Source organism: Kaistella sp. (assembly GCF_032060305.1).
Lineage (GTDB): Bacteria > Bacteroidota > Bacteroidia > Flavobacteriales > Weeksellaceae > Kaistella > Kaistella yananensis.
In genome coordinates this window covers 1-25616 of the sequence record NZ_DAMBHK010000032.1, presented here as the reverse complement: position 1 = coordinate 25616, position 25616 = coordinate 1, and the positions used below count along the sequence as shown (strand labels likewise).

Annotated in this window: 26 protein-coding genes; 4 read left to right on the top strand and 22 right to left on the bottom strand. The window is 40.2% G+C overall.

Annotation, left to right across the window (positions count from 1 at the left end):
- Window positions 1–208 precede the first annotated feature (208 nt).
- Window positions 209–805, top strand: a complete 597-nt coding sequence (locus V5N63_RS06320; protein WP_332033272.1) for a Tll0287-like domain-containing protein — start codon at window positions 209–211, stop codon at window positions 803–805.
- Between the two features lie 296 nt (window positions 806–1101).
- Here V5N63_RS06320 and V5N63_RS06315 read toward each other — a convergent pair whose 3' ends face one another.
- The 4 genes from V5N63_RS06315 to V5N63_RS06300 all read right to left on the bottom strand — a co-directional run bounded on the left by V5N63_RS06315 (window position 1102) and on the right by V5N63_RS06300 (window position 3695).
- On the bottom strand, window positions 1102–1464 hold the full coding sequence (locus V5N63_RS06315; RefSeq protein WP_332033271.1) for a rhodanese-like domain-containing protein: 363 nt from the start codon (window positions 1462–1464) through the stop codon (window positions 1102–1104).
- Between the two features lie 82 nt (window positions 1465–1546).
- A complete protein-coding gene (locus V5N63_RS06310; RefSeq protein ID WP_332033270.1) occupies window positions 1547–1993 on the bottom strand; it encodes a hypothetical protein in 447 nt (148 codons plus the stop codon).
- A 484-nt stretch (window positions 1994–2477) separates the two neighbouring features.
- Complete coding sequence (locus V5N63_RS06305) at window positions 2478–3416, bottom strand: helix-turn-helix transcriptional regulator (RefSeq protein WP_332033269.1); 939 nt, start codon at window positions 3414–3416, stop codon at window positions 2478–2480.
- Window positions 3417–3500: 84 nt separating this feature from the next.
- Window positions 3501–3695 carry a hypothetical protein gene (locus V5N63_RS06300; RefSeq protein ID WP_332027509.1) on the bottom strand — a complete coding sequence of 65 codons (195 nt, stop codon included), beginning with the start codon at window positions 3693–3695 and terminating at the stop codon, window positions 3501–3503.
- A 160-nt stretch (window positions 3696–3855) separates the two neighbouring features.
- Between V5N63_RS06300 and V5N63_RS06295 the strand changes: the two genes are divergently transcribed.
- A complete protein-coding gene (locus V5N63_RS06295; protein WP_332027510.1) occupies window positions 3856–4485 on the top strand; it encodes a uracil-DNA glycosylase in 630 nt (209 codons plus the stop codon).
- On the top strand, window positions 4482–5384 hold the full coding sequence (locus V5N63_RS06290; protein ID WP_332027512.1) for a WG repeat-containing protein: 903 nt from the start codon (window positions 4482–4484) through the stop codon (window positions 5382–5384). Before V5N63_RS06295 ends, V5N63_RS06290 begins: the two co-directional genes overlap by 4 nt.
- Here V5N63_RS06290 and V5N63_RS06285 read toward each other — a convergent pair.
- Complete coding sequence (locus V5N63_RS06285) at window positions 5381–5626, bottom strand: hypothetical protein (RefSeq protein WP_332033268.1); 246 nt, start codon at window positions 5624–5626, stop codon at window positions 5381–5383. The two genes, V5N63_RS06290 and V5N63_RS06285, sit on opposite strands and share 4 nt — an antisense overlap.
- A gap of 100 nt (window positions 5627–5726) precedes the next feature.
- Window positions 5727–6266: a hypothetical protein gene (locus tag V5N63_RS06280; protein ID WP_332033267.1), complete on the bottom strand. Its 540-nt coding sequence runs from the start codon at window positions 6264–6266 to the stop codon at window positions 5727–5729.
- 149 nt (window positions 6267–6415) lie between these two features.
- Here V5N63_RS06280 and V5N63_RS06275 point away from each other — a divergent pair, with 149 nt between their 5' ends.
- The gene (locus V5N63_RS06275) at window positions 6416–6970 is read left to right on the top strand and encodes a WG repeat-containing protein (RefSeq protein WP_332033266.1); all 555 of its coding nucleotides are present in this window, start codon (window positions 6416–6418) and stop codon (window positions 6968–6970) included.
- Between the two features lie 24 nt (window positions 6971–6994).
- Here V5N63_RS06275 and V5N63_RS06270 read toward each other — a convergent pair whose 3' ends face one another.
- The 16 genes from V5N63_RS06270 to V5N63_RS06195 form a co-directional block, all read right to left on the bottom strand.
- Entirely contained in the window at window positions 6995–7435 is a 441-nt protein-coding gene (locus V5N63_RS06270) for a hypothetical protein (RefSeq protein ID WP_332033265.1), read from the bottom strand.
- Between the two features lie 59 nt (window positions 7436–7494).
- Window positions 7495–8016, bottom strand: a complete 522-nt coding sequence (locus V5N63_RS06265) for a hypothetical protein (protein WP_332033264.1) — start codon at window positions 8014–8016, stop codon at window positions 7495–7497.
- Window positions 8016–8546 (bottom strand): hypothetical protein, encoded by a 531-nt coding sequence (locus V5N63_RS06260; protein WP_332033263.1) that lies wholly within the window; start codon window positions 8544–8546, stop codon window positions 8016–8018. The genes V5N63_RS06265 and V5N63_RS06260 overlap by 1 nt, the downstream gene beginning before the upstream one ends.
- A gap of 175 nt (window positions 8547–8721) precedes the next feature.
- Window positions 8722–11943 carry a type I restriction endonuclease subunit R gene (locus V5N63_RS06255; protein ID WP_332033262.1) on the bottom strand — a complete coding sequence of 1074 codons (3222 nt, stop codon included), beginning with the start codon at window positions 11941–11943 and terminating at the stop codon, window positions 8722–8724.
- 1 nt (window position 11944) lies between these two features.
- Entirely contained in the window at window positions 11945–13117 is a 1173-nt protein-coding gene (locus V5N63_RS06250; protein WP_332033261.1) for a DNA-processing protein DprA, read from the bottom strand.
- A gap of 13 nt (window positions 13118–13130) precedes the next feature.
- Window positions 13131–15146: a RecQ family ATP-dependent DNA helicase gene (locus tag V5N63_RS06245; protein ID WP_332033260.1), complete on the bottom strand. Its 2016-nt coding sequence runs from the start codon at window positions 15144–15146 to the stop codon at window positions 13131–13133.
- 95 nt (window positions 15147–15241) lie between these two features.
- The gene (locus V5N63_RS06240; protein WP_332033259.1) at window positions 15242–17512 is read right to left on the bottom strand and encodes a DUF262 domain-containing protein; all 2271 of its coding nucleotides are present in this window, start codon (window positions 17510–17512) and stop codon (window positions 15242–15244) included.
- A 3-nt stretch (window positions 17513–17515) separates the two neighbouring features.
- Window positions 17516–19291: a DUF262 domain-containing protein gene (locus V5N63_RS06235; RefSeq protein ID WP_332033258.1), complete on the bottom strand. Its 1776-nt coding sequence runs from the start codon at window positions 19289–19291 to the stop codon at window positions 17516–17518.
- Between the two features lie 98 nt (window positions 19292–19389).
- A complete protein-coding gene (locus tag V5N63_RS06230; protein ID WP_332033257.1) occupies window positions 19390–19602 on the bottom strand; it encodes a hypothetical protein in 213 nt (70 codons plus the stop codon).
- A 66-nt stretch (window positions 19603–19668) separates the two neighbouring features.
- On the bottom strand, window positions 19669–19833 hold the full coding sequence (locus V5N63_RS06225; protein ID WP_332033256.1) for a hypothetical protein: 165 nt from the start codon (window positions 19831–19833) through the stop codon (window positions 19669–19671).
- A 77-nt stretch (window positions 19834–19910) separates the two neighbouring features.
- The gene (locus V5N63_RS06220) at window positions 19911–20837 is read right to left on the bottom strand and encodes a restriction endonuclease subunit S (protein WP_332033255.1); all 927 of its coding nucleotides are present in this window, start codon (window positions 20835–20837) and stop codon (window positions 19911–19913) included.
- Window positions 20834–22906 (bottom strand): class I SAM-dependent DNA methyltransferase, encoded by a 2073-nt coding sequence (locus V5N63_RS06215; RefSeq protein ID WP_332033254.1) that lies wholly within the window; start codon window positions 22904–22906, stop codon window positions 20834–20836. The genes V5N63_RS06220 and V5N63_RS06215 overlap by 4 nt, the downstream gene beginning before the upstream one ends.
- Window positions 22907–22979: 73 nt before the next feature.
- On the bottom strand, window positions 22980–23249 hold the full coding sequence (locus V5N63_RS06210) for a hypothetical protein (RefSeq protein ID WP_332033253.1): 270 nt from the start codon (window positions 23247–23249) through the stop codon (window positions 22980–22982).
- Window positions 23250–23275: 26 nt separating this feature from the next.
- Window positions 23276–23485, bottom strand: coding sequence for a hypothetical protein (locus V5N63_RS06205; protein WP_332033252.1), 210 nt, complete (start codon window positions 23483–23485; stop codon window positions 23276–23278).
- A 494-nt stretch (window positions 23486–23979) separates the two neighbouring features.
- Window positions 23980–24402 carry a DUF6078 family protein gene (locus V5N63_RS06200; RefSeq protein ID WP_332033251.1) on the bottom strand — a complete coding sequence of 141 codons (423 nt, stop codon included), beginning with the start codon at window positions 24400–24402 and terminating at the stop codon, window positions 23980–23982.
- Window positions 24403–24960: 558 nt separating this feature from the next.
- On the bottom strand, window positions 24961–25616 hold a 656-nt coding region (locus V5N63_RS06195), incomplete at its 5' end, for a T9SS type A sorting domain-containing protein (RefSeq protein ID WP_332033250.1).

Here is a 25616-nt window from a genome sequence, read left to right as displayed (position 1 = left end):
CGGCTTATTTCAACGGGTCACTTCCGACAACGGTGGTGCTCGACAAAACCGGAAAAATCCGCCTTCACCACGCCGGGATGGCGGATTACAGCAAAGATTCTTTTTTTAAAGAGATTGACGGGCTTTTAAGTGAATAATAAGCCAGAAATCGGTCTCCTATAAATTAATCTGATTGACATATTTTAATATTTTAACAAAAAACACAACCATGAACAAGGTAACCATTTTTGCAGTTGGAGCTTTTTTAATCACGGCTTTAAGCTGCCAGAAACAGCAGACCAACGTCGCTGAAAACACAACAACTGAAATACCGGCGGGGAAAAGTGAAGCGATTCCGGACGGGGAAATTCTGAAAAACTACGCCGTGGAAGCCCAGCAGCTCCTCGGCTCTCAACTGAAACAGAAAATCGCCGAAGGTGGGCCCGAAAACGCACTGGAATTCTGCAACATCAATGCAATACCGCTGACGAACAGTATTTCTAAAAAATATAACGTAAGCATTAAAAGAGTGTCGGATCAGTACCGGAATCCCGACAATGCCGCAAATCCTTCAGAACTCGCGGTCATCACCACCTATAAAGCCATGCTTGCCGCCGGTAAAAAGCCTGAAGGTCTGCTGAAAGACGGCTATTATTATTCCCCTATCGTCACAAACGCGATGTGCCTACAGTGCCACGGAACACCCGGTAAAGAGCTGGCGGAAAAAACCCATCAGAAAATCAAATCAATTTACCCGGACGATAAAGCCACCGGTTACGGCGTAGATGAACTGAGAGGAATTTTCAGCATTGCGGTAAATCCGTAACCTCATCCAAAACGACTGACGATGAAGAAAACGGCGCAGGATTTCGTTGGGCTGCAGTTTATATTTTCGCCGGGTATGTGTAGGAATGGCTGCAGCGGGTGAAAGTGTCGGCTGCACCTACCGTTGCGGGATGAGTATTTGCGGCAATGGGAGTTGCCATCGCTGCCGCTGCTCTTCTATCTGAAATCCACTTACGAGGAATAGCAGCTCATGAAGAAATATCCCACCTATGCGGACTACCGTAGGAGGACCGGAAGATTTTTCCCAAAATTATTTTAAGTTTAATTGCTGATTTTTCAGGCAGAACAGTCCTTAGAATCTGACAAGGAATGCGATATGAAATCCGGCGGAGTACCCGTCATCGGCAGACCGTTCTGCTGCCATTTCACCAGACCGCCCGTCACATAGGAAACATCGCTGAAGCCTCTTTCGGTAAGAAACTGCACGGCGGTTCGGCTGCGCAGTCCGTTGTTACAGATGAGTAATGTTTTCCTGCTTTTATCCAAAGTCGGAAGTTTCTCATCGAATTCACTGAAAGGGATATTCTTCAGATTTGGGAAAACTCCGCGGTAGGTATCGAATTCAAACCGCTCGCGGATATCGAGAAGCAGAAAATCTTCTGGTGACGAGGAAAGATGGGAGGGGCAAATGCTGTTCATTTCTTTTTTTTACAAAGTTCGTTTAAATCCCTCCGGTTTGCTGTTACCTTGGTTACATAAAGAAATAAAAAGACTCTGAGTTTCATTTTTTGTTTTTAAGCTTGGCAATAAGCTTCAGCAGGGTATCCCTGTTTTTGGCTTCGTGGTAAAAGCGAGGCAGTTTTTCAAGAAGGGTAAAGTGGGTCCGGTCTTTGTGTTCGCGCAGCATGGCAGAAATATAAGCTTCCAGATAATCCAGATGTTCGCGGTTAAATGCGACGAACGCTTCATTCTTAAAAGGTGCCGTGTACCACAGTTCCGCGTCGAAATATGCATTTGCTGCCACATTCAGATGTCCACGCATGCCCAGCACTTCTATCGCTGTACCGGTGATTTTCGAATAGCCACAGTGCAGACAGTTGATTCGGGCCTCTTTCTTTTCGTGGTCTGCAGTGGCCGTTGCCTTTTTGCCGCAACCCGGACATACCACATCAACGTGATCCTGGAAATGGCTGAGGCGGTGGTTCTGGTCCTGGAAACGTTGGGTCATGGGAAATATTTTGCCTGTAAATGTATTAATGTTTTTTGAAATTGAAATTAAGCCAACTGCGCTATGATGTGACGCTCAATCAAGGGCTGCGCATGCGTATCTTTCTGGGAGTGCCTGGTTGTTTTTACCAAAGTATTTAATGGCTATGGGATTTCTTACTGATGCCTTATATCTTAGGGAGACTTTCCTTACCCTTTAAGGAGACCAACCTTTGGTACAGTGCAACTACGGCTCAACCTCGGGAATGTGTTTTCAGTAAAGCGTTAAAGGAGTTTTAAATGGTGACTTTCTGACGTTTTGCCAAAACTGAGCTGTCGCCAAGCCCAATGGATGAATAAAACAGGCACTGAATTTTAAAGGTAAGGAAATTTCTGGAAAAAGAGCCGCCGGACTAAGAAAAAAAAGGAGCCCCCCGCCTTCGACCCTTAGGGGACCGACGTTTTTTCACCCTAAAGAACCTCAGGCCGCAGTAGGGAAAAACATATTACTGTTGGTATTTTTGAAGAATTCTTCTGTATTCGTTGGCTATTTCTTCCCGGAAACTTTCAGGCGAAATTACCGTCACCCTTTCCCCATGGGACAGAATTTCCTGTTTGAAGTCGTAAGTGGGGTAAAGTTTCAGCCGGATGCGCAGTTCTGTTTCATTATCCGTCATAATTTCCTGAGAATGGTGCAGCGGCAGCGATTTGATATACTGTCCCTGATGCGCATCGAAACTTAATATAATTTCTTCGAGGGGGTGATCATTTTTGGAGACGATTCCGAACAGGTCACGGTACGCTGTCGATACCTCATATTTCAGGCGCTTAAAGGTGGAGCTTTTGATATCAAGTTCTGAAATCCGGTCTAATCCATAGGCCTTTACATTTTCGGTAATGTCCGACGAGGAATCGTTTTTACTGAACGCTCTGGCCAACAGATACCAGCGGTAACGGAACTCTTTAAGGGCGTAAGGCTCGAGCACAACGGTCTTTTGATCCTCCATGGAAAAACTCTGATAATGTACTGAGATCAGTTTGCGGTTCATAATGGCATGAACCAAACCGTGCAGGTGATGAAGCCCGCGGGGTTTGCGGTCTTCGAAAAACATAATATCTGTTTTGTCTTTCGTTTCGCGGTAGGCCTGAACCAAAAGAAGGTTATCAAACACGCTCTCCTGTGAATTTTCAAGTTCTTCGCCGCTAATGTAATAGGCATTCTTTTTTTTGGAATAGGAAATTTCAATTCCCAGAATTTCGGCAATGGCTTTTTTATCCCGTTCAAAGGTTTTCCTGCTGAACTTTAAAACTTCACCAAGGTCTTTATCGGCAAACTTATCTTCCAGATATTCTTCAATTTCTTCGTATGAGGCGCCTCTGTCTTTTCTTTCTCTGAGAAGGATTTCAATAAATTTAATGCGCAGGATCTGTTCGTTTTTTGCCATGGCGTGTGTTGAGGTTAAGGTTAAGGTTAAGGTTGAGACTGTAAATATAGAAAAGATAAACGACAAAACATGGCGGTTTACTTACTAAAACGCGATTAAGAGTACAGTAATGACCGAAAGAAAGTACAAAGCCAGCAGAAGCGGTAAGAACAGAATCAATATTTTGATTGCCTTCTTTCTTGATGAATCATTTGCAGCAAGTCTTAGCCGATCTAACCCACTGCGCTTTCTTTCACTTTCTTCTGCTTTTTCAAAGTATTTTTCTACAAACTGATTCATAATGGGTTTGGTTTAATTAAGATTATATATTGATTTCATTTCTTAGTGTACTGAATCAACAAAGCTGAAGTGCAGAAGAGACAAAATGAGAGGTTTATTAGAACTTACTGATCACCGCCCTGTTTAGACGTTTTGATTTTGTAGCTTTGAGAAAATATAAATGATGAAAAATATTGAAAATTTTATCGGGAAGCTGTCATCCGTGGAGTGCACTGATACGTATACTAATCTTTACCACGGTGAGAGTTTGGAAAGTGAAATTAGAAGACATAACCTTATGCTTTATTTGAATAAAATAAAAAGTTTGAACAGTAAGGTTTTGATTGTAGGTGAAGCACCAGGACACAGAGGATGCAGACTCACAGGAATTCCATTCACCTGCGAAAAGATAATGGTTGATTTACCTTTCTTTAACAGTGAGAAATACAAATTCATTAACAAAAAGGATCAACTTGAATTTGAAAACTCAAGTAACATTGTTTGGACCCATATCAAAAAAATAAAACCAAACGAGTTTCCTCTACTGTGGAATATTTATCCATTTCACCCTCATAAATCAAATGATACTCGTAGTAACAGAACACCAAATAAACAAGAGATTGAAATTGGATTCGGATATTTGAATGAACTGATCGAACTTTTCAATATTAAGAAAATAATCTCAGTTGGCAGAAAAGCAGAATCTAAAATCAAGGATCTGGCACTTGACAAAGAATTTATATTTCATCCTTCCTACGGCAGAAATCTAATTTTTAAGGAAGGCATCGACAGAATTTTTACTCTGTCATGATGCAAACCCTCCAACCCCGCGACACTGATGAAAGTGTAGAATACCGTGAACTCCACAACGGAGAGGAACCCCAAAGATGGGACGACGTTACTTTTTTTGATGATCAAGGATACGGTTTTGTGCATGTGGACCAGCTCGGCGGCTTTGTTAACCGGCAAGGAGAAGTGGTCATTCCGTTGATTTATGATCACTACGCGATATTTAAAGAAGATATTTCTGTCATCCGTCTTCACGGAAAATGGGGAATCATTACCCGAAAACATGAAACTATCATCCCCTTTGAATATGATAACTGCCGCTACCCCACCGGGGGAAAAATCATTGCCTGCAAAAATGAGAAATATGGCATCCTGAATCTCAAAAATGAAATTCTCCTCCCTTTTCGCTACGACTTTATCAGCAATTTTAACGAAGAATATATTGCAGTCTGTAAGGATGGAAAATATGGAATAATCAATTGGGAAGAGGAAACAATACTCGACTTCGATTGGGAATATGCAGAAATTGTGGGTGATTATTTCTGCACAGGAAAAGCCTCCGGTCTTTTCTATGACCGTGAGAGATATATCGACGATGCTGTCTTTTGTTCTGAGACCTTCAGGTGCTTCACCAAAGATTTCCAGAAAATTGACTTCGGCATCATTGACCTGCATCAAAATATAGTATTTCCTTTTATTTCTGACTTCAAAATTTCAAACTTTAACCCCGAAACCGGGCGGGCAGAAATCTCTAAGAACTGGCAGGCCGATGACATGACCGATGAAGAAAGGCATTTTGTAGCAGACCGTTTTGGCAACCCCATTCCGTTTCCATACTCACTACCCACAGGGTGGGATGGAGAAAAGATTAGAAAAAGAATTGATCTGTTGGTCTGGGGAAAACATCCGGCAGAATACTAAGCACTGATCCTGATCCAAGAAAGGCCCTCATCATGTGAACGGAATTTACCTTCCGAAGTTTCCGCAAAAACTACCTTTCCTTTTACTGCCAGACCATAGAACCTGCCTACCACGCCTGAACCGCTGAATTTCTGCTGCCAGGAAATGCCTGCATTGTCAGATATTTCAAGCTGGTAAGCGTTTTCTGTGCGGATCTGAAGCAGCCGGATTCCGACAATAACAACCGTAGAATATTTTTTCATTTCACCAAAAATAAGATCTGCGGCCGCCAAAACAGGTCCATCTGTTTAGAAGGTGCTGAAGTGGTGTATCGGAAATAAACAGAATTTTCAAAGCAAAGTTTTAATTTAAATAAACTTGATGAACGCGACACTCAGCTTTGCTTAAAGCTTCAATCAGCCACTGAATCTCATCCGCTTCCCTTTCAGAAACAGTAAAAGCAAATAAGCGGTAAACAGACAGCCAGAATTTGCCGGCCTTAGTTGGATAGATTTTGCCTGGCGGTATACGGTTGATGACAAAATCCCGGAGAAACCCCCATACCCTGCCTTCCATCTGCAGTTTGTACCGGCACTCATCTTTCACCATATCACGGAAAATCAGTCTGGCGCCAACCGGAATATTTTCATCTGAATCGTAAAGCCTTCCAACAAGCGCGCACAGCAGCGTTACAGCAAACAGGAGTTGCCCTCCACCTGAATGAATGACCATTTTACCGTCTGCTCTTTCACTCATGACAACATCATCTAATGTAAGTCTTTTTATCCTGTTCTCGGAAAATGGTATAAAGCGTTCGATATTTCTTTCAAACTTCAGGTCATGCTTTTGCGGAACCACTACCTCGTGGCGCAGCAGCAAATCGTGTAGGCTAATTTTCATCATCTGTGTTTTTTTTAATCCTACAAAGATGTGACAGTGAACAGACAAACTGTGACGGGTATCGGGAGATATTAAAACGGCTTCCTTACTGAGATTTTTTTTATGCAGAACGCCACGGTTTGATATTCTGCCGGCCTATTTTCGCTTAAAAAATGAAATATTACATCAGTGAAGCAGGCCGCCCCATCTATTTTCATGAACTTGGTGAAAAACTCTACGGCAGTTTCTTTATTTTTACCGTGCAGGGCCGCGCCGGCATTCAGTCCGAAAGATTTGAAATCATCATTCCGCCCATCTATGAGGCGATAAAGCCCGCATTCGGTCTGCATTTCTGGGGGAAATTACAGAAACGCTGGAGGCTCTACAATTTTGAAAACCTCCCCGTCGGCGCGCACAGTTTCCGCCGGGTGGAGCCTTATAATTTAGAATACGCCGCCGTAAGCATCGATGGCAAACTCTGGGGTTTCACCGACCGGTTGGGGAATATGGTAATACCACCGAACTATCTCAGCGGAGATTATCTGGGCTTAGATTATTTTGCAGTAGCTGTTTTAAAGAAAGACAGACACTGTTTCGGAGTAACTGACCGTTCAGGAAATATCATCATTCCTTTTAAGCTGGAATCTAAGCCTACCTTCAGCGAAACCATCCATTACCTCCTTAAAAAAAGAAAGCCATTACGGGAGTGGCTGAGTTCAGGACGATGATGGATTATCATTTCAGGAAAAAAACTAAAAGAAAAGCTGTGCGGCAGTTGATGCACTCAGCTGATAATGCCAGCCCAGTTCCGCGATCTCCGGTTTTACCGCAGTGCTGATTCCCTGGAGCTTAATTACCGTCAGTTTATCCATCTGCAGTTCTTCAGTGCTGATGAATCCACGCTCCCGAAGGTTTTGCAGGAGGTGATAATGACGAATAAGTTCCAGATTACTGATTCCCAATACCTTTGAAATATCCGAAAAAGTACACTGCTCAAAAATCCGGTCGGTATTCCTGATGATGATGGCCGCCAACAGCACTGCCTCAGGTTCAGTACATTTCCACAGATTTGCCAGGACGGCGAGTTCTTTGCTCAGCCTGCACACAATTTCATCCAGTACGCATTCGTCCGAATAGGTGTTGTTCAGTTTTTCTGCTACCCTAATAAGGTGGGTCATCAGTTCATTTTTCATCACTTGTGTTTTTGTTGATGCAAAGCTACTGGCATTGGCCGACAAACGGTGGCGTTGAGCTAAAGGCTTTTCAGTTTTTCACAGAAATCCTGCGTCAGTTCAAAACGCCAACTGAACAATGGGCAGCGCGACGGCATTTCATTCAATCCGTTGTAATCAGCAAAAATGGGATCAATCCGGCAGAGGGTATTGACGAGAGAAAGAGGAAGATCACTGATTTTGATAATTTCCTTCTCCTGAAGTTCAGCGAATTCATCGCCAAAATTGATCAGGTCTAAAGCATCCAGACTTAATACTGAAGCTAACTGTTCTGCATTGACCAAATAATGATCGATACCGTCTGTACTCATCCAGGTCAAAAGCAGAGCGAGCAATACCAGTGCACTTTGTTTGGATATTGAAAACTGAATGGACAGTAACTCGAGCTCCTCTTCCAAATGTGCTTCCAGTGCCTCAAGAGGATGCTGCACTATTCGGGCACTTTCCTTCTCATTTTCAGGACCGTAGCGCAGACAGCTGTACCAGCCAATGCGGTCACCGGCCTTCTCCAGCAGCTGCCAGAATTCTGTAAAAGTGACCATCAGTATGAATTAAGCTTACTAATAAAGGAACCTGTGAATTCAAACGTGCTGTTGGCAAAAGGAACAAAGGAAGGTTTTGCAGGCAGCAGGTAATAGTCATTGGGACTGGTGCTTGAAGGATTCAGGATCCTCACCAGATAATGGCCGGTCTCTCTGATCTCAATGATATTGCGTTCTTCCAGATCAAACAGAGATGCCCTGAGCGCAAAAACAAAACGGGTTTCCATATAAAGACCCAGGGCTTTTTCGATATCAGCATAATGTATGAACTGCCTTTTAAGACCGCCGCTTTTAATATGCAGCCTAAGCAGTACCGCCAATACCAGCGCCGACTGGCTGGAAAGTTTAAATGTTTCAGTCAGCGCACCCAATTCTTCTTTCAGAAATTCCAGCAGATGATTCAGATAGTCCCGTTTTGAGGCATAAAACGGCTTCTCCGCCCCATGCTGCGGTTCATGCTCTGTCAGCCACCTTATTTTATCGTTGATCTTATCGAGCAGGACTAACAGTTCTTCCAGTTTTTCTTTCATGATGTTTTTTTCAAAAGTAGGAAGGCACTGAGACAAAGGGTGGCGGTTAGCGGTAGAGACTTGATAAAAAACAGAACTGGCTTAGGGAAATAGTTGCTCGGTCTATAGTCTACTTCAAGCGGCATTTCAACTCAACTTGCATGTCATTAGCAAAACAGCAATCCTTTAGCGAAGATTAATAATGTCCGTAAACACTCATTCCTCCGCCAAAATATTGATGCTTCAGGTATTCATATACCAGGTTTGTTTTTAAGTCGATTTCATCTGTTTGATAGGACGGATAAGGCAATGTTTCAAATAAAGTCTTGCTTACCGTATTAAATACGGCTGCTGCTGTTACAGATTTATCAGCCCATTGATCCACTTTTAATTTTTCCTGTTTCAGATCTTCCAGTAGTTGAACAGAGATTTTCTTGATTTCGTTTTTCTCTTTATCCTCCAACTTTTTGCCGTGTCGCAAAATATCAAAAATGGCTTTTTGCTCGTCAGTAAGTCCCTCTCTTCTGGTATCTGCTTCTTCTTGTGACAAAGAGTTAACAAGTTCGATCAGCTTTCTGAATGTTTCTTTGATTACAGCTTCGTCTTTTCCCCTGTTGTATTCTTCAATGATTTCCTGGTAGCGTTTATAAAAGTCTACAGTCATCGGATTGCGTTCTACCATTCTCTTTAGTTGCTTTTCAACTTTCTCTTTCAGTGATTGAACTGCAGTATTCTTGTTCTTGGTTTTCAAAAAGTATTGTTCCAATAAGTCAAAATCCAAACCGCTCAGGTCAATGATTTTCTCTTCATTGTGTCCGGGTTCTGCAACCATATTTTCTATGGAATTATCTACCACATTCTGAATTTTGCGCATGATGTCAGCTACATCAGCACTTACAATATTGTTCTCAATAGCCGTGTAGATAACATCTATGGCATTTTTTCTTTGAGCATACTGATATAGAACTTTATCGGGTTGCAGGGCTTTATATTTCTTAAAAACGGCTCTTGCCAGAACCTGAAATTTACGTTTGGTTTCATCGTTTGTATAAACCGCATTGACCGCCTTTTCCATTGCAGCCAGTTTATGTAAACCGTCTGCTTTGATAAGTTCCTGCAAATCGAAATTTACTTCATCCCGTAAAAAGGTTTCAGTGGCGTGCAATGTTTCTTCCAACAGCATAATGAGTTCCTCTTTTGGCTTTACTGGTGTTTCGGGTTTTTCACCACCATCTTTGCTATTTTCACCCCCTGCACCATAAATTGCCAATGCGTCTAATAACGCAGTGTAGGTTTCAATATAGTCCACTATCAGACCATTATTTTTTCCTTCGCTGATACGGTTGGCTCTTGCAATAGCCTGCATTAAGGTATGCGATTTCAAAGGCTTGTCTAAATATAAGGTGGACAACGTAGGAACATCAAAACCAGTGATCCACATCGCACAAACAATCACGAAACGGAAAGGATCATCCTCATCTTTAAACCTTGTTTCAAGGTCTTGGGTGTTCATTTTTTCCCGGTGCGGTTCGATGTCCAAATCCCATTTCTGGAACTTTTGAATTTCATTTTGCTCTGAACTCACCACCACACAAATTTCCGTTTCCTTTATCCATTGCAGTTCACGGCTTTTCTCCAATAATTCCTGGTCGCCATATTTTCCTTTGGAAACCTCTTTTTCCAATTGCTCTACATACTTTTTCCAATGCTCGGTAATCAGGTCATACATCCTTACTGCCGTAAGCTTATCCAGTGCGATAAACATCCCTTTTCCCTTGTAGCCTCTGTTGCAGAAATGCCAAACAGCATCTTTCGCAATATCATTCAGCCTTTTTTTGGCGGTTAAAATTGGATATTCTCTGGCGATTAACTTTTCAACCTTACTGCGTTCATCACTTTCCAGCTCTTCCTTTTCTAGCAGCGTTCGTATGTTGTCGTTGATTTTCGGATTATCCAACTTCAGGTACTCACCTCTGTTTTCATAGTAAAGTGGGACGGTTGCACCATCATCCACACTTCGTTTGAAGTCGTATCGGGAAACATAATCACCAAAAATACGCTTGGTAATTTCATCATCCTTGAAAAGCGGCGTTCCTGTAAAACCAATAAATGAAGCATTAGGCAAGGCGTTTCGCAGGTTCATTGCTAAATTTCCTCCCTGTGTTCGGTGTGCTTCATCTGAAATGACAATGATGTTATCCCTTCTGGTTATTTCTTCCTCAAAATTGAATTTGTGTATGAGTGTAAATAAATAGCGATGTTCCGAACTCAATAATTCTTTCAAATGCTTTCCGCTGTTAGCTTTCAATGAATCTTTTGAACCCGATTTTATTTGCGGAACTGCACCAATTCCGCTGAAAGTTCCGTAAATCTGTGTATCTAATTCATTACGGTCAGTTACGATTAAGAACGTATAGCTGCCTGTAAACTGATGGTGGATTTTTTGGCAGAAAAAAACCATTGAGTAAGATTTACCGCTTCCCTGTGTATGCCAAAACACACCCAATTTTTGTTTTTCCTCTAAACTGATTTTGCCCAGTTTATAGAGTTGCTCTTTGTGCTGAATGTTTTCAATGGCTTTGTTTACGCCAATAAACTGGTGGTTTCGGGCAATGAGTTTTACCACTTTACCCAATGAGTTGTCAAACAGTATGAAGTTTTCGAACAAATCTAAAAAACGTTTCTTCTCGCAAACGCCAACAATGATTCTGTCTAAGGCCACAATTCCGTCGTCTTCTTCTGCTATTCGTTTCCATTCGTGAAAGTGCTGGTACTTGCCTGTAACACTGCCAATACGACTCTCAATGCCATTACTCAGCACTACAAAAGCGTTGTAATAGAATAGTTTTGGAATAACGTCTTTGTAGTCGGTGAAATTATCGTTGTAGGCATTTTCTAATTTGCGGTGTGCGGCTTTGAGTTCAATGAACAATAGCGGAATGCCATTTACGAAACCGATAATATCGGGTCTTCGTTCCCGATTGCTTTTGCCTTGCAACCACAGTTGGCGAACAGCTAAAAAGTTGTTCTTGTCGGCATTGTCAAAATCGAAAACCTTTAGCGTTTTGTTCTTGACCTGTTCACCCTTTTCGTTGATGAAATCCACGGGAATACCATTGCGGAGTAATTGGTGCTTTTCATAATTGATTTCAGCTAAAGACTTGGTGATGCTTTCTTCTGTCAGTTTTTCGTAGGCTTCTTCATACGCTTTCTGGGGTAAGCCCGGATTGAACTCCTTGATTTTTTCAAAGAATATCTTTCTCAGCACCACCTCCTTTTTGTTCAGTCTGCCCAAGGTACTGCCTTCGCCAAAGCCTTCTTTGTTGTAAGCCAATAGCGTATCCCATCCCAGGTGATTGAAAAATAAATCAATCGCTGTTTGTTCTATTAAATTATCTTCTGAGTATTCCCAAGTCATGTTATCCAAATAATGAAGCCGATACAACATCATTTCGGGTAAACTTTGCTGGTTTACCTGCTACAGCTTTTACGTTGGGATTCTTCTTTAAAAAACTTGTAAGTTTTCTGCTATCCCAATCTAATTTCAAAGCCAGTAAAATTTCCTTTGATGTATAAGTGCCTTTGTTTAATAATTCAAGTATGTCTTTTTCAATGTTGCGTTTACCATTTTCATAAGTTGCAGGCGGTTCGTTCACTTCATTCTTAGTGCCTATTTCAAATAATTCTTTTGAAGTCAAAACCTTTGAGTCAACAATTTCTCCATCCATGTTCACAGGCAATGCTCCCAACTCTACCAGTTTTAAATTTGCATTTTTCTCTTTTGGCTCTGGGATTCTCACATAAATTTTTCTCTGTCTTTTCAAACCATCCATAGCACCTTCCCATGTGCCACCTTTACTATCTGATTCTGCTACATAAATTTCATTTGCCAAACCATAGATGTAAGCGTTTCTTGCCATGGCTAATCCAACATCCCAACCTGCTTTTGGAAAGAATGTGCTTAAGACCAATACATCGCCATTTACAATGGGTTCGTAATATTTTTTAAAGCCCGACTGAAAAGTCAAAATTCCCTGCGGCAGGACAATGATGCTTTTTCCATTGACTTCAATTGTGCTGTCCAACGCTTGTTTGTCAACTCCTTTTGCAAAACCACTTACAACAACCTTAAACTCTTTCACACTTTTTTTAGCTACATGGTCGGTAAACTCAAGGGCTTTATTTCCTGCTTTTCTCGAACCTACAATTGCCACAGCATCTTCCTGAAGTAATCCTTTTCTGCCTTTGATATATAAAACCGGAGGTGAACTTTTGATTTTTAGATTTTCTTTAAGCACCACAGGATAATCGGGTGAATTTATAGGGATAATTTGAAATCCTTCGTTTTGTAATTGTTCTGCGATGAAAGCCAAGCGTGGCATATCACTTTTTGCATATTCCAAATCTGCCAGTTCTTTTTCGTTGAAAGCAAATAACTCGCGCCAACCCGTTTTATCCAATTCAAAAAAATCAGCCCATGACATTTTCTTTTCATGCACTACTTGAATAATTAAACGATTTGTTCGTTCAGTATGCCATTTTGGTAAATGGGCTATCGCAATCCAATATGTTTTATCTATGTATTCGTTCATTTTTCAATTCTTTTTAAATGTCGCCTCCTACCGTTCTTGCAATTACAAGAGGGGCAATAGAAGTTGCTCCTATGTTTGTTAAGTATTGTCCAATTTCTTTAATCGTGTAGCCACTATCAAAGATGTCATCAATCAGTAAAATGCTTTTTTCCTCAATTTCAGCAGGATTTTGATAGGCAAACTTCCCATGTACATTGTCCTTTTTGGAAATACCGCTTTGAAATATTTTTTGAGGAGATGTTTCTGCCGTTTTAACCAATTTGTGTGAAATCGGGATGCCCAAAGTTCGTGAAATTTTCTCAGCAAAGTTTTTTACCAGTTCGCCTGACTCTGTTGGCGGAACATAAAGTACCAAATCAAACTTGGTGTTGCCGTAATATTTTCTGAATGCCTTTAGGGTTAAGCGAAGCAACCAATCGGGGAAATCGCCACCACCTTCATATTTCGAATGCCGGAGTGCTGCGCCCACATTGGAAACGCCATAATAAGATGCTGCGACACCATTAACAATTTTACTCTTTGTAGTTTCTACTTCCAGTACCGGGAAAAAAGTTTCCCTGAATTCCTGCAGTTGATGTTTTTGGGTATCTGTTACCACAACACGCATATGATGACGTGCATCATTATCGCAAACGCCACAAGCTCCCTGCCTTTCATCTCCCAGATAATTACACAGATATTGCATTCGGCATGACGAAATACCTGTGTATTCCAACATCTTTTCCAATTCCTGATTCTGCGCGTTCCTAAGGGTTTCAAAGGCGGTGAGGTCTAATGCCGGAGCATCGGGATTGAAGAAATATTTTTTGCTTTTACCGCTTATCTGCTCATTGATAATCCTTTGGTCAATCAGGTCGGCAAGGATGACACTTACCTGCGTTTGTTTCAAATTGGTTGCTTTGATAATCTCATTTCTGCCAAACAACGCTTTTTTGGTAACAGAAATTACTTTTTCATACTTAGAAACAGCCGGTTTGCTGCCATCAATAAAAGCCCTTGGTAATTCAGCATCCTCATTGGGATTATACAAAAGAATAGCAAAGGCTTCCTGACCATCACGACCGGCACGACCAATTTCCTGATAGTAATGTATGGGCGATTGCGGCACCTGGGTGTGAATGATAAACCGGATATCCGGCTTGTCAATACCCATCCCCAGGGCATTCGTGGAAACCACACAATCGTATTTATTATTGTTGAAGTCAGTTTCTACCCGCATACGGCTTTCGGCATCCAACCGACCGCTGTAGGCAGCAGAATTAAATTTTAAAAACTGTAACCAATTGGAAAAAATATCAGTATTGGCCTGCGTTCCCGTATAGACTATTCCCGCTTTTTTCAGTTTAGGTAAATACTCTGCCAACCAGAAGAATTTTTCATCTTCACTTTCCACATGCACCACAAACAAGCGGATATTGGAACGCATCAATTGCCCACGAATGGGAATCAAATCAGTGCCAACTTGTTGAATAATATCTTCCTGCACTCGTGGGGTGGCTGTGGCGGTAGTAGCCAAAACTGGAAAATTCTTTGGCAATAATCGAACAAGGTTTACAATCCTTCGGTAATTAGGGCGGAAACTTTGCCCCCACATGGAAATACAATGGGCTTCATCAATCACCACCATGGCAATTTTCATTTCTCTGGCAGCCGTAATCCATGTGGCATTCTCCATGCGTTCCGGGGCTATGTAGAGAATATCTAATTGATTGTTTTGGGCTTTGGCAATGATAGCGGCATTCTCGTCATCTTCCTGATTGGAATTTATCGCTGCTGCACGGATGCCTTTGTCCTGCATGCTCCGCACCTGGTCACGCATCAGTGCAATAAGCGGAGAGAATACAATGGTTACACCATCTAACTGAGTGGCAGGAAACTGAAAGCACAGGGATTTTCCAAATCCTGTTTTCTCAATAAACAGCACACGCCTTCCTGCCAACAGATTTTCAATGACCTGCCACTGCAAATCATGAAACTGCCTGAAGCCAAACAGTTTTTGTAATTGTATTTCGGTTTGGTGTCTGTTCATCTATTTAGTCAACTCAATCGCTGTTTGTTATATTAGATTATCTTCTGAGTATTCGTAGCTCATCCAGTTACTTAAAATTAAAACTTAGTTGGAGATTAATAATTTTTTAAAAAAGAACTAACGAGACTATTTATTTCGTCTTCTATACTTTTAATTTTTTCCTTTGCAATTGGATTTGTTATTCTGTTGTGAAATTCAGTAAAAGTTATAGAGTTCCCAATAATTGTATCTATGTCATTACCATTTCCCCACCGTTCATTATTGGCATAGTCAATTCTATTTGCAGGGTTTTTTATTGCATATCCACAAATCGAATTTGCCAAAGAAAATTCCATATCCATATTTAGCTTATTTTGCTGGCACTTTTTATAGCTGGCAATTCCATTTCTATCATTAAATGATAATAACTCTTTTTTACTGTTTGAATAAAGTACTTTAATGAATAACCATGCTTTCAAATGATTCGCCACATTAAAATTATCATCATTCATTTCAGTTAAAGATATTTCTTTGACATTAGACTTTATTCTTTTTACCAATTCAGCTTCTAGATTAGAAGAATCGATTTTTATTAATGAAATTATGTTTTCATCATATAAGTATGATAAAAACTCATTTGATTTAATGTCTCGCCATGAAAACCAAGCTCCTTCCATGTCCCATGAACAATAATCGATATGTCCAATTGCAGGGTAGCCTATTAGTAGTTTGTATAGTCTGAAAAAATTAGATAAAATAGGATCTGATTTCGATTTTTCTACTACCAAACAATCCGAAAGAATACTGAATGTCTTATAATACTGCTTTATTTTGTCGTAATTAAGAAGATCTTCACCATTTGCTCTCCATAAAATATCTAGGGAGCCATTGAGTTCATCATGATCTTCCCATTGCTCAATTTCGATTTTGTGGTCTTTCTTTAATATGTCCTTCTGTTTTTCGTCATCATTGTACCATTCATTCAGCGGAACATTCGGAATTAACTTAAATTCATTCTCGTTTTTAGTTGGGAATTTTAGAATCGATTCTTCGGTAGAGGAAGAATTAATGATTTGGATAATGTACCTCCAATCTAAAAAGTTCATCTCCCTTTCTTTAAACTGTCTGTCAAAAAAGTTCCTTCTAATTCTGCGAACAAACTGATACAAGTTTTGTGGGTTCTTGAATTTAGTGACGTAAGCAACTAATGGTAATACAACGTCTAAGCTTACCTTACTCGACCTAAACCACGAAAGCGAAATTTCTTCATTATTAATAGTTTTTAAAACTTTTTGTATTTTTTGATCTTTACATTGCTCAACAAGTAATTCTAGTGCTTTGAAGTATTTGTGCACCAAATCAAGATTTTTACTCTCCTCCCATTTACTAATGTCAGGGTTTTCTTCCTGTTCTGCGCCAACGATTGGTTTTTTTTGGAAAAGTTCATTTGGATTAAGGGTATACGATTTTTTATCTTTCCACGACTTTTCCTGTAGTAATCGGATTTGCCAGTACCAAATAAAAAAATCTTTTAAAGCTTCATCAGAAGTTTGTTCATCGGCTCTTTTATTTTTCCAAAACCATTCTTCTCTATCTTCCCATTTTTCGGCGGCTATTCTTCTCTGTTGATGATCCGTAATATTACCAATCAAAATTGGTTTTAAATTCTCAGTTGCTGTCAACGGTTCTCCTGTGGTATTAATAACAACAAACGTCTCTTCTCCTCTTGTTCTATGGCCCATATCATAGTACAGCATTTGAAGATTATTTATTATAAATTCTCCAAACTTTATACTATCAATGTGGACTAATTTATTGTCAATTGTTTTTAGAGCAGCCAGCATACTTTGAATTGAGGCGTCAAGGTCATACTCCCTGAAATACCAATCTTTATTGATGATATCTTCAACACTCGTGTCATTTCTTAAAAAGAATTCGCATACCAAATCACTTAGAAAATAAAGTGTGCTTTCCCGAATGGCATATAGCAAATTTGGCTCTCTATCATCAGCTAATTCTTTATCAGAAATTAGTATGTTTTTAAAAGTATTATTGCCTGTTGTTCGGTTTATCATTCCTAATAAAAGAAAAAGTGTAGTTAAACGCTGTTGACCATCACAAAGCTGAATCGTAAAATGAGGGGATTCATAACCGTAAATCAAACCTAAGGTTAATTTATCATTTGGCTTTTCATTAAAAGCCGAAATAAGACTATCCAAGAAACTTGAAACAAGTTCTGTGTAATTATTTGCGTCTTTATTCCATGCCTTATCCCCCCAGCAGTAATCTCGTTGCAAATCAGGTATTACAATTCTGTTTTCGCCATTAAATATTTGCTTCAGCATATATTCATGTCCACTTTCAAGCCTGAAGTTATTTATTGTCATACCTTATTCATTATTGTCTTTAATACCATACACCGTTTTAAATCTCTTAATAAACATTCTTTGATTCTCCAGAATGTCATCTTTAGTCCAATTTGATTTAGCAAAAACAGAGATTGTGTGCAGTAAATTTCTGCTTTTAAAATTTTCATTAATATTGAAATAAATATTCTTTTTATCAATAAATGGGCTGTCGTTGAACTTTGAATTTTCATTTTTGTCCAACAAAAGTAGATTCCCAATAGAATGTTCGCTACAGTTTTCTTCCATAATATCACGATTTAACCATTCAGCTCCTTTAGGCTCACCACCCTCTAATATTTCATCATTACCAGTTTTATAAATAGTCACAGCATCTCCTTCACTATTAATAATTTCTTCTTTATGATATGCCTTTGATTTAGGGTGAATATGTTCCAAAGATTTGTTTCCGAATATTTTAAAATCAAATTTCCGCCCCCCGCCATCATACAGTTTATTATCCTCTTCCACATTTAAACGGAGGAGTTGCTTTAAGGCTAAATCGGGTGCATTTTGATATACGTATTGTTGAGATAGTAGATTTAGCGAAGCCTTAGCCTTTTCTTCTTTACGACCCTCATCATCTCTTACTTCATCTTCTTTTGTAATTTGCCGGTGAGTCGCACCTACTAATCTCCATTTAGCATAATCATCTTCTATTTTATTTTCATGCTTTTTTTGCATGAAATAATTAATGATGTCAAACCTATCTTCACTGTTAGAGGTGCACAGCAGCGATATCTTCAAATAATTATGGATTCGAGGAATGCTAAAAATGTCCTCAAATGACTTTTGCAAATCCCGCAATTCTTTAAAAACCAGTTTTGTCTTTTGCTTTTCGGTGTTACCATTTTCAATGAGCAAAACTCGAAAACTTTCAAAATCAAACGATATCTTAGAGTTATATTTATTCCAAAAATATAATTCCAAAAGCATCCCCATAGGCTTCTCTGTCCCAAAGAATTCTTTTACATCCTGTCTATTCCACCAATAAAGCCATTTATCCCATTCGCGGGCATAGCGGCTTCTTAACGCATTTGTTTCCCAATCTTTTGCTATAATTTCTTTCAAATCTTTTAAATTCTCATCAACCGAACTCGACACCTGTTTTGCGGTTATATCGGGCAATGAGATTTTTCGAAGTATTTCAGCCTTTACCAATTCTTCTTGCAGCATGCTGGCTTTAGAGCCATTCATCATGGTAAATGTTTTTGTAGCTTTATTTGGGTCGATAACGATATATAAAATCGTTACATTTGACAAAAGAAATGATATAAAATTTCCTCTTTCAGTTTCCTGTAATGATTTTATTTTATTCTCAATCTGTTCTATCGCTTTTTTAAAATAGAACACGTCTTGATTGCTATTTTCATTATCGAATAAATTGTATTCAAAGTCATCAGTTTTTAAATTATTAATAAACTCTTTGGACTTTTCTCTAATATCATACTTCAGTTGAATATTTTTAATCAACTGTTTATTGAGGCACCACAACAGCAGATATAGTGTAGTTGTTCGTTGTTGTCCATCTATCAGAATAACATTATCATTCTCTTCAACTACTGTAACTCCCTGTAAAAAATAGGGTTGCTCCTTATTGGAATTAAGCAGATTATCTACGAGTTTTTCTACCGCACTAAGCGATTTTGCATTTTCTTTCACAGCCCATTTGTATCCTCTTTGATAATCAGGTATTACAAATGTTTTATTTTCCCGATAGAGAAAATCTTCTATTGTTTTAAAGGCTGTTTTGCTTTTCATAATTTTACTGTTCTATTGGTTCTGGTATCAGTTGTTGGAACTGTAATTTTTTTTACTTTTGGAATTCCGGTGATTATATCGACTTGTAAAAGGTTCATCTATTCAAATCTCTTTTTAAGTTCTTCCAACCTCTCCAATTCTTGCAATCCCCGTTTACCTTGTTCGCAGATGTAGCTAATGGCTGCCCATTGCCCATCAGAAGGACAGAAGCCATCACTTTCAATCGCTTTGTTTATTCCAATAATCAGTTCACGTTGTTTATCACCGTATTCTTTGAGTTCGTTAATTCTGTTTTCAATTTCTTGTGTCATAATCTTATCGTTTCTAATAAATAGTCTGAAAAAATGAAAAAGACAAATTTTCAGAAAAAATATTTTTCACACCTCCATTTGTCCGTTCATCAGTTTAGGCAATAAAATATCCCGTGCCTCGCGGAGTTTGGTGTTTTGTTTTAAAAGGTTTTCAATGAAGTTGAATGTAATTTCAAATTCCTTTTCAAAGTCAACCAACACTTTTTCGTCTTTTGGTAATTTGATTTTCATTTGTCGGAATTTACCTTTTGAAATCTCTAAAAATGTTGAACCATTTGCATTTCCAATAATTTCCTCCTTCCTGTTCTTCAATCAAAAAGCATATATGCTCTGTGATTCTCATTGAATGGAATAATGTTGATGAAACCTTGATTTGTTGAGGCAGGTTTGTTTATCAATCCAAAATAACCGATACTGGCTCGGCTCGTCATTAAAATTGTTTTCGGTGGAACCAACTTGGCGGAACTTTTTTGCAGTCCCAATTCAGTTATTTTCTTTTCGCTATCTAACAATACTATTGAGTGGTGTTTTGTCAAATCTGTTGGAGAAAACCAAAGTATTTCACCTTCATCCCAAAATCTTCTATCACCTGTAGCTGGAGTTCCACCACCTAAAGTTTCACATACTTCTTCAATTAAAAATTCTGCCATTTTCTCCTCCCTCACAATCTGCTTATACCTCAAAAACGCCTTCTCCTCCAGCAACTTTATCCGCTTCAAATTATTCTCTATCAAATCATCATAAGCCGATAAAGTGGATGCGATTTTGCGTTGGGTGGAATTTGATTTGTGAAATTGAATCTTATAACCTCGTAAGGTTTCTAATGAAAGAAAAGGTTGTGCAGAACCACCTTTATGATTACGAAGTCTTTCCTGCTGTGAAGGATTTTTTAGATTGTAGTATAAATATCGACTGTCAATTGCTTCTTGATTAACTTTAAGTAAAGCAACATTTTTAATACTGAATTCATCATCGGTTTTTACATATCCCAATTCACCAATATTAATTCCAATGTTTGCTAATAAAATATCGTTTCTTTCAGGTTTTGACCTTTTAATTACCTTTTGGTGTTCTTCATAAGTGATATAATCGCAATTTTCAAAATCAATGATACCTTGCTTTACGTGAACTCCTTTTATAAATGGCATACCAGACGGCTGCAACTTTGGTGAATCGTGAGTGCCGTCTGTTAATTTATTGCAGAGTTCTGCTAATTTCTTTTGCTCCCATTTCATATCGCCAACTCTTTAAAGTTTTCAGAAATGGTTTTTGCCAAGGCAATGGCCTCTTCGTTCAAGCCATCCAACTCTATGTGTATTTCGTTCAAGCGTTCTTCGTAGTCAAAGTCCTCATCGGTGCTGGTGTCCACGCCTACATACCTGCCCGGGCTTAGGCTCCAGTCTTTGGCTTCAATTTCTTTTTGGTTTACCACTTTGCATAGTCCTTCCACATCGGTATAAATGCCTTCGGGGAAACGGCTCGTGAGCCAATGGGCTTGTTTGTAGAAATATTCGGTTTCGTGCAGCAAGCCGGGTTCTTCCTCATCGGGGTTGCCGCTGAGTTGCTGTTGCAGGGCTTTCAGTTGGTCGAGTTGTTCTTTTAGGTTCAACTCTTTCCAGTCTTTGTTTTTGCTTAGTTGGTATTCTTTAGCGGCTGTGCTTATGGCATCCAACAATTGCTTAATGAGTTTATCTTGTGGTTTGCGGAGTGCTTTGCACAAGTGGGCAATGCTTTCTAAAATGTCAATATCGGCTTTGGCTTTTTTCACTTCGGCAATCAGCTTGTTTTGTTGCTCGTAAATGCTTGCGGTTTCTTCGATATTCAAAGCATCTACAAATGCATTTGCTTCTTTGTTTTCTTTGGCGTATTTGGTCGCAAAGTCACTAACGGTTTTCAATACTTTCTGCAATTGCTTTTGCAGTTCAGTGCTTGCTTCGGCTGTTTCTTTGGCTAAATCGGCAGACGTTTGCAAATAGCTTTTTACCGTGCATTCAAACTTTTTGGTATTGCCTCTATACAGGTTTACAATGCAAATGAGGTTTTGCAATTGCTCGGGGCTAAAGTCGTTTACCTTACTCGTTACCTTGCGGTAAATTTTTCGGGCATCGAGCATCAGCACTTTATCACTTTTCTTTTTGTCGCTTTCTTTTGCACGGTCAAAAAACCACAAGGTGCAAGGCAATGAACGGGTATAGAAAAAGTTGTTACCTATGGCCATCATCACATCCACAGCACCTGTCTTCACTAGCTTTTCTCGTATTTCTTTTTCGCTATGGCCAGCATCACTGGCAGAAGAAGCCATAACGAAACCTGCTCTGCCAGTTGGTTTCAGGTAGTTGTAGAAATACTGAATCCACAAATAATTTGCGTTGTCATTTTTGGGCAGGTTTACTTTGCCGTCCAATATCAGGCGTGGGTCTTTCTTTACAATATCTTTGGCTTTGTCCACACCGTCCACATTAAACGGAGGATTTGCCATTACATAATCAGCACCGCCCACAAGGTCGTGTTTGTCTTCGTAAAAAGTATTGCCTTCCTGTATGTTGCCTTCCAGCCCGTGCACTGCAAGGTTCATCTTGGCGAGTTTGGTATTGAGGTCGGCTTTTTCCTGTCCGTAAAAAGTAACTTTCTCGGCAGGTTTCAGTCCTTCGCTTTCAATGAAATAACCCGTTTGCACAAACATTCCCGCACTGCCACAGGCAGGGTCAAACACAATGCCGTGGTCGGGTTCAATTACGTTTACAATGGTTTGCACCAAACTCATAGGCGTAAAAAACTCTCCGCCTTCCTGTGCTCCTGTCATTGCAAATTTGTTGAGGAAATATTCGTAAATCTTCCCGAATAAATCGCCTTCGGCTTTCTGCAACACTTCTTTATTGAATATGCGGAGCAGTTCCCGCAACAGGTCTTTACTGAAAATGGAAAAGTTCTTGGGCAATACCCCTTTGAGGTTGTCGTATTCGTCCTCAATCAGTTTCATTGCATTGTCTATCGCTTCGCCAATGTCGGCACTTTCGGGCAATGAAACCAAGTAGTCAAACTGTGCGTTGTCGGGCAGGAACATTGCATTGCGTTCCTCAAAATCTTTTTTGGTAACAGGTCGTCTGCCACGCTGTGGATGCACAGGCAAATCTTTTTCAACTTCCACTTTTACTTTTTGAAAGCGGTTGTATGCGTGTCGTAAAAATATCAGTCCCAATACAGGCATTGAGTATTCCGAAGCAGTCAGTTTACTGTTTGCTCTAAGTTGGTCTGCGGCTCTCCACAGTTCGGCTTCTAATTTTCTAAGTTGTTTTCCTTGCATTTAGTCAGTCTCTTGTTGATATTTTAAATTTTGCTTTTTGTTGTTTAAACAAACAACATAGTGAGAACGGTTTTTACCCGTTTTCCTTCAGATATTCTTTCCACGCCTCCACCACTTCGTCATAATAAGCATTCATGGAGTCGGTACTGGTGTAGGGCATGGTAGAAACGGGAGTTTCAGAAACCAAGATCATTTCTTCCGTTTGTGTAAAAGGATTAATCCCGAACTCGGCGCGGGTTTTCAATTCAAAGATGATGGTTTTGGTGTCGTAATCTTTCTTGATGGCTTTGACCTGGGAGAGATCTACACTAAAATCGCCGCCGTAGTAAATTTCCGGTTTCATTGTTTATTTTGTGTACGTTAACAAATCTAATTAAAATCTTCCAGCTGCGGAAATTCGGCCTGCTGAAAAAACAAATGGATAAAGCCGACTGCTGTGAGTTCCTGCATCAAATCTAAACAGCCACGCCGCCAATCTGCGGCGGTCAGCATTCCTTTAGAAAAATAAGGAGATCTGGCGATATGCAGATACGGGAAGCCATAAAGTGATGAGAACATCGAAACTAAAATTTCATTCATTGAAGTCCCCCAGTCCGACTAAGGAGATGGAAGAACGATAACAAAAACTTTACCTGCGAAAATGGAGGTGTATGGTTAACTCAGGATTTATTTATTAACCTGCATCGCTATTTGAGGATGGGTCAGACAGGGGCAGAAAAAGGATGATCCATGGATGCTTCATAGATGCTTCATGGATGCTTCATGGATACTTCATGAAGCGTTCATGGAAATCAACATAAAAAAACACAGAAAAATAAAAGGGTTTTGGGAAGTGGAACCTGCGCCTTCGGGTACATCAGGCATCGGGAGGTAATTTGTTTCTGGTAACGGACACTTTGGGGATTCTAAAGCACTCGGTTTGACTGAAGAATTCAACGTTGACGGCGTTTCTGGAAGAGTCGGAGCAAACTGTGAAACTTCTGTTTCATTCCTCTGAAAATTTTGTTTCATGCTTCTGAAAATTTTGTTTCATACGTATGAAAATTTTGTTTCAGCCTTACAGAATAATAAAATCAGAGAAAGAAACCGGACTCGGGATATACAAGATGCTCCTCAACGCCATATTTGCAGAAAATTTCATAAACCTGCTGCTGTAGGGGCGGGCTGAGCCAAAGTTCGTTCCGCAGGTGTCGGTAATACGCACTCTGTCCGAGAATACCGGTAAGTTCCTGCCGGATATTTTTCACGGTGGTATACGGAAGTTTCCCCAATACAGCACTCAGACCGCGGGTATGAATCTGCGGTTCACGGGAAAGCAGCCAGCTGCACTGCGAAAGATCCTGAGTCCGGAGCATGCCGGGATTGAGCAGCGTAAATGAAAGGGCAGTTTCCGGGGCCAGACTGAATGCGCGGAAGCGGAGACATACCTCACTGTGCGGACAGTCTGCCAGCATGCAGTGCTGAAAATGAGGCGGAAACATTTCGTAGGTAATCATGGGCAGGCTGTTTTATCATCCAATCAGCCTTACAATATTATTCAAAAAATATCATACAGTCAACACAGCGGATGATTTTTTTCTTCCCCGCTCAGTGAGGTTCTACAGGTGGCTGAGGATGTCGCGGTGGCTGAGGTTATCGAAGCCATCTTTCAATCATCTTTTGAGTGATGCTCCTATATTACTTTGTCAAAGTTCTGTACATGCGCATCAACCTTTAACAAAGTTTATTTTGAGAATGGATGGAGGTTGTGATTCGAACTTTGTCAAAGTAATCGTCATGCTGTTTAAAACTTTGACAAAGTAATGAAGATTTTCTTCGGGAGTTGTTGCGGAGTTGTTGCCGGCTCCTTGCCAAAAGAACGGTGTTTTGGCAACAGTTCCGCAAGGAGTCCCGAACAGGTCTGCAACAAAACCCCTCAGTATTGAAAAAAGAAAACCGGCTGAACAGTCATCAGCCGGTTTTATAAAATTAAAAAATGCACTGACTTACCGAAAGCCAAAGCGTGATGAAAGCGGAGCAACACTCTTCCCAATCACTCCGCTTTTCCGTGATTATTATTTCTTAATCACTTTGCCTGAGGCCATCACAGTTCCTGAAGTGTTTTTCACCTGATAAAGGTAAACGCCCGTTTTAAGCGCTGCCGGGTTCAGCACATTGGTGCCTTTCACCAAAGCGTGGCTTCCCACCATTTTGCCGGACATATCGTAGAAATGTACGGTGGCTTTATCCTCTGCAGTAACGGTAAGTACCTCCCTGAACGGATTCGGATATACGGAGATGTTCTTTTTCAGCGGATCTGCGGTTGCGAGCGCACCAAGATTCATCACCGCGAAAGGAGAAAAATTGCTGATACCTGTTCCTGTAATGGAGTAAGGATTGCTGCCGCTCACCGCGCCGGAGTTTTCTGCTGTCCAGGCGCCGTTTACATAATGTCCGACGGTCGCATTGTTTGGGTTAAAGGTTCCATTCTGCTGTGAAGCATTCCAGCCTAATGAAATGGTGGCATTGCTTCCGCCTGGCGTACCTTCCGAGATGTCCCAGGTTGCATTTACCGCACCCCCTGGCGCGTTCGCAATTCCTTCGGAAACTTTCACTGAAAAAGTATCAGAAGTTCCGGAGTTCGCCAGCGTTACAGGATTGTAATTGTTAGCTGTCCCAACCGGAAGGTTTACCGTTCCCCGACCGGCATTTACGTTTTCAACATTCACGG

Coding starts and splice junctions, on each gene's coding strand:
- V5N63_RS06255 (WP_332033262.1), bottom strand. CDS start 11,943: ATGACTTGGGAATACTCAGAAGATAATTTAATAGAACAAACAGCGATT.
- V5N63_RS06230 (WP_332033257.1), bottom strand. CDS start 19,602: ATGACACAAGAAATTGAAAACAGAATTAACGAACTCAAAGAATACGGT.
- V5N63_RS06305 (WP_332033269.1), bottom strand. CDS start 3,416: ATGGCAAAAAACGAACAGATCCTGCGCATTAAATTTATTGAAATCCTT.
- V5N63_RS06200 (WP_332033251.1), bottom strand. CDS start 24,402: ATGATTACCTACGAAATGTTTCCGCCTCATTTTCAGCACTGCATGCTG.
- V5N63_RS06280 (WP_332033267.1), bottom strand. CDS start 6,266: ATGATGAAAATTAGCCTACACGATTTGCTGCTGCGCCACGAGGTAGTG.
- V5N63_RS06240 (WP_332033259.1), bottom strand. CDS start 17,512: ATGACAATAAATAACTTCAGGCTTGAAAGTGGACATGAATATATGCTG.
- V5N63_RS06315 (WP_332033271.1), bottom strand. CDS start 1,464: ATGAACAGCATTTGCCCCTCCCATCTTTCCTCGTCACCAGAAGATTTT.
- V5N63_RS06300 (WP_332027509.1), bottom strand. CDS start 3,695: ATGAATCAGTTTGTAGAAAAATACTTTGAAAAAGCAGAAGAAAGTGAA.
- V5N63_RS06265 (WP_332033264.1), bottom strand. CDS start 8,016: ATGGTCACTTTTACAGAATTCTGGCAGCTGCTGGAGAAGGCCGGTGAC.
- V5N63_RS06270 (WP_332033265.1), bottom strand. CDS start 7,435: ATGAAAAATGAACTGATGACCCACCTTATTAGGGTAGCAGAAAAACTG.
- V5N63_RS06290 (WP_332027512.1), top strand. CDS start 4,482: ATGATGCAAACCCTCCAACCCCGCGACACTGATGAAAGTGTAGAATAC.
- V5N63_RS06275 (WP_332033266.1), top strand. CDS start 6,416: ATGAAATATTACATCAGTGAAGCAGGCCGCCCCATCTATTTTCATGAA.
- V5N63_RS06225 (WP_332033256.1), bottom strand. CDS start 19,833: ATGAAAATCAAATTACCAAAAGACGAAAAAGTGTTGGTTGACTTTGAA.
- V5N63_RS06260 (WP_332033263.1), bottom strand. CDS start 8,546: ATGAAAGAAAAACTGGAAGAACTGTTAGTCCTGCTCGATAAGATCAAC.
- V5N63_RS06320 (WP_332033272.1), top strand. CDS start 209: ATGAACAAGGTAACCATTTTTGCAGTTGGAGCTTTTTTAATCACGGCT.
- V5N63_RS06205 (WP_332033252.1), bottom strand. CDS start 23,485: ATGAATGAAATTTTAGTTTCGATGTTCTCATCACTTTATGGCTTCCCG.
- V5N63_RS06215 (WP_332033254.1), bottom strand. CDS start 22,906: ATGCAAGGAAAACAACTTAGAAAATTAGAAGCCGAACTGTGGAGAGCC.
- V5N63_RS06285 (WP_332033268.1), bottom strand. CDS start 5,626: ATGAAAAAATATTCTACGGTTGTTATTGTCGGAATCCGGCTGCTTCAG.
- V5N63_RS06210 (WP_332033253.1), bottom strand. CDS start 23,249: ATGAAACCGGAAATTTACTACGGCGGCGATTTTAGTGTAGATCTCTCC.
- V5N63_RS06220 (WP_332033255.1), bottom strand. CDS start 20,837: ATGAAATGGGAGCAAAAGAAATTAGCAGAACTCTGCAATAAATTAACA.
- V5N63_RS06295 (WP_332027510.1), top strand. CDS start 3,856: ATGATGAAAAATATTGAAAATTTTATCGGGAAGCTGTCATCCGTGGAG.
- V5N63_RS06235 (WP_332033258.1), bottom strand. CDS start 19,291: ATGAAAAGCAAAACAGCCTTTAAAACAATAGAAGATTTTCTCTATCGG.
- V5N63_RS06310 (WP_332033270.1), bottom strand. CDS start 1,993: ATGACCCAACGTTTCCAGGACCAGAACCACCGCCTCAGCCATTTCCAG.
- V5N63_RS06250 (WP_332033261.1), bottom strand. CDS start 13,117: ATGAACGAATACATAGATAAAACATATTGGATTGCGATAGCCCATTTA.
- V5N63_RS06245 (WP_332033260.1), bottom strand. CDS start 15,146: ATGAACAGACACCAAACCGAAATACAATTACAAAAACTGTTTGGCTTC.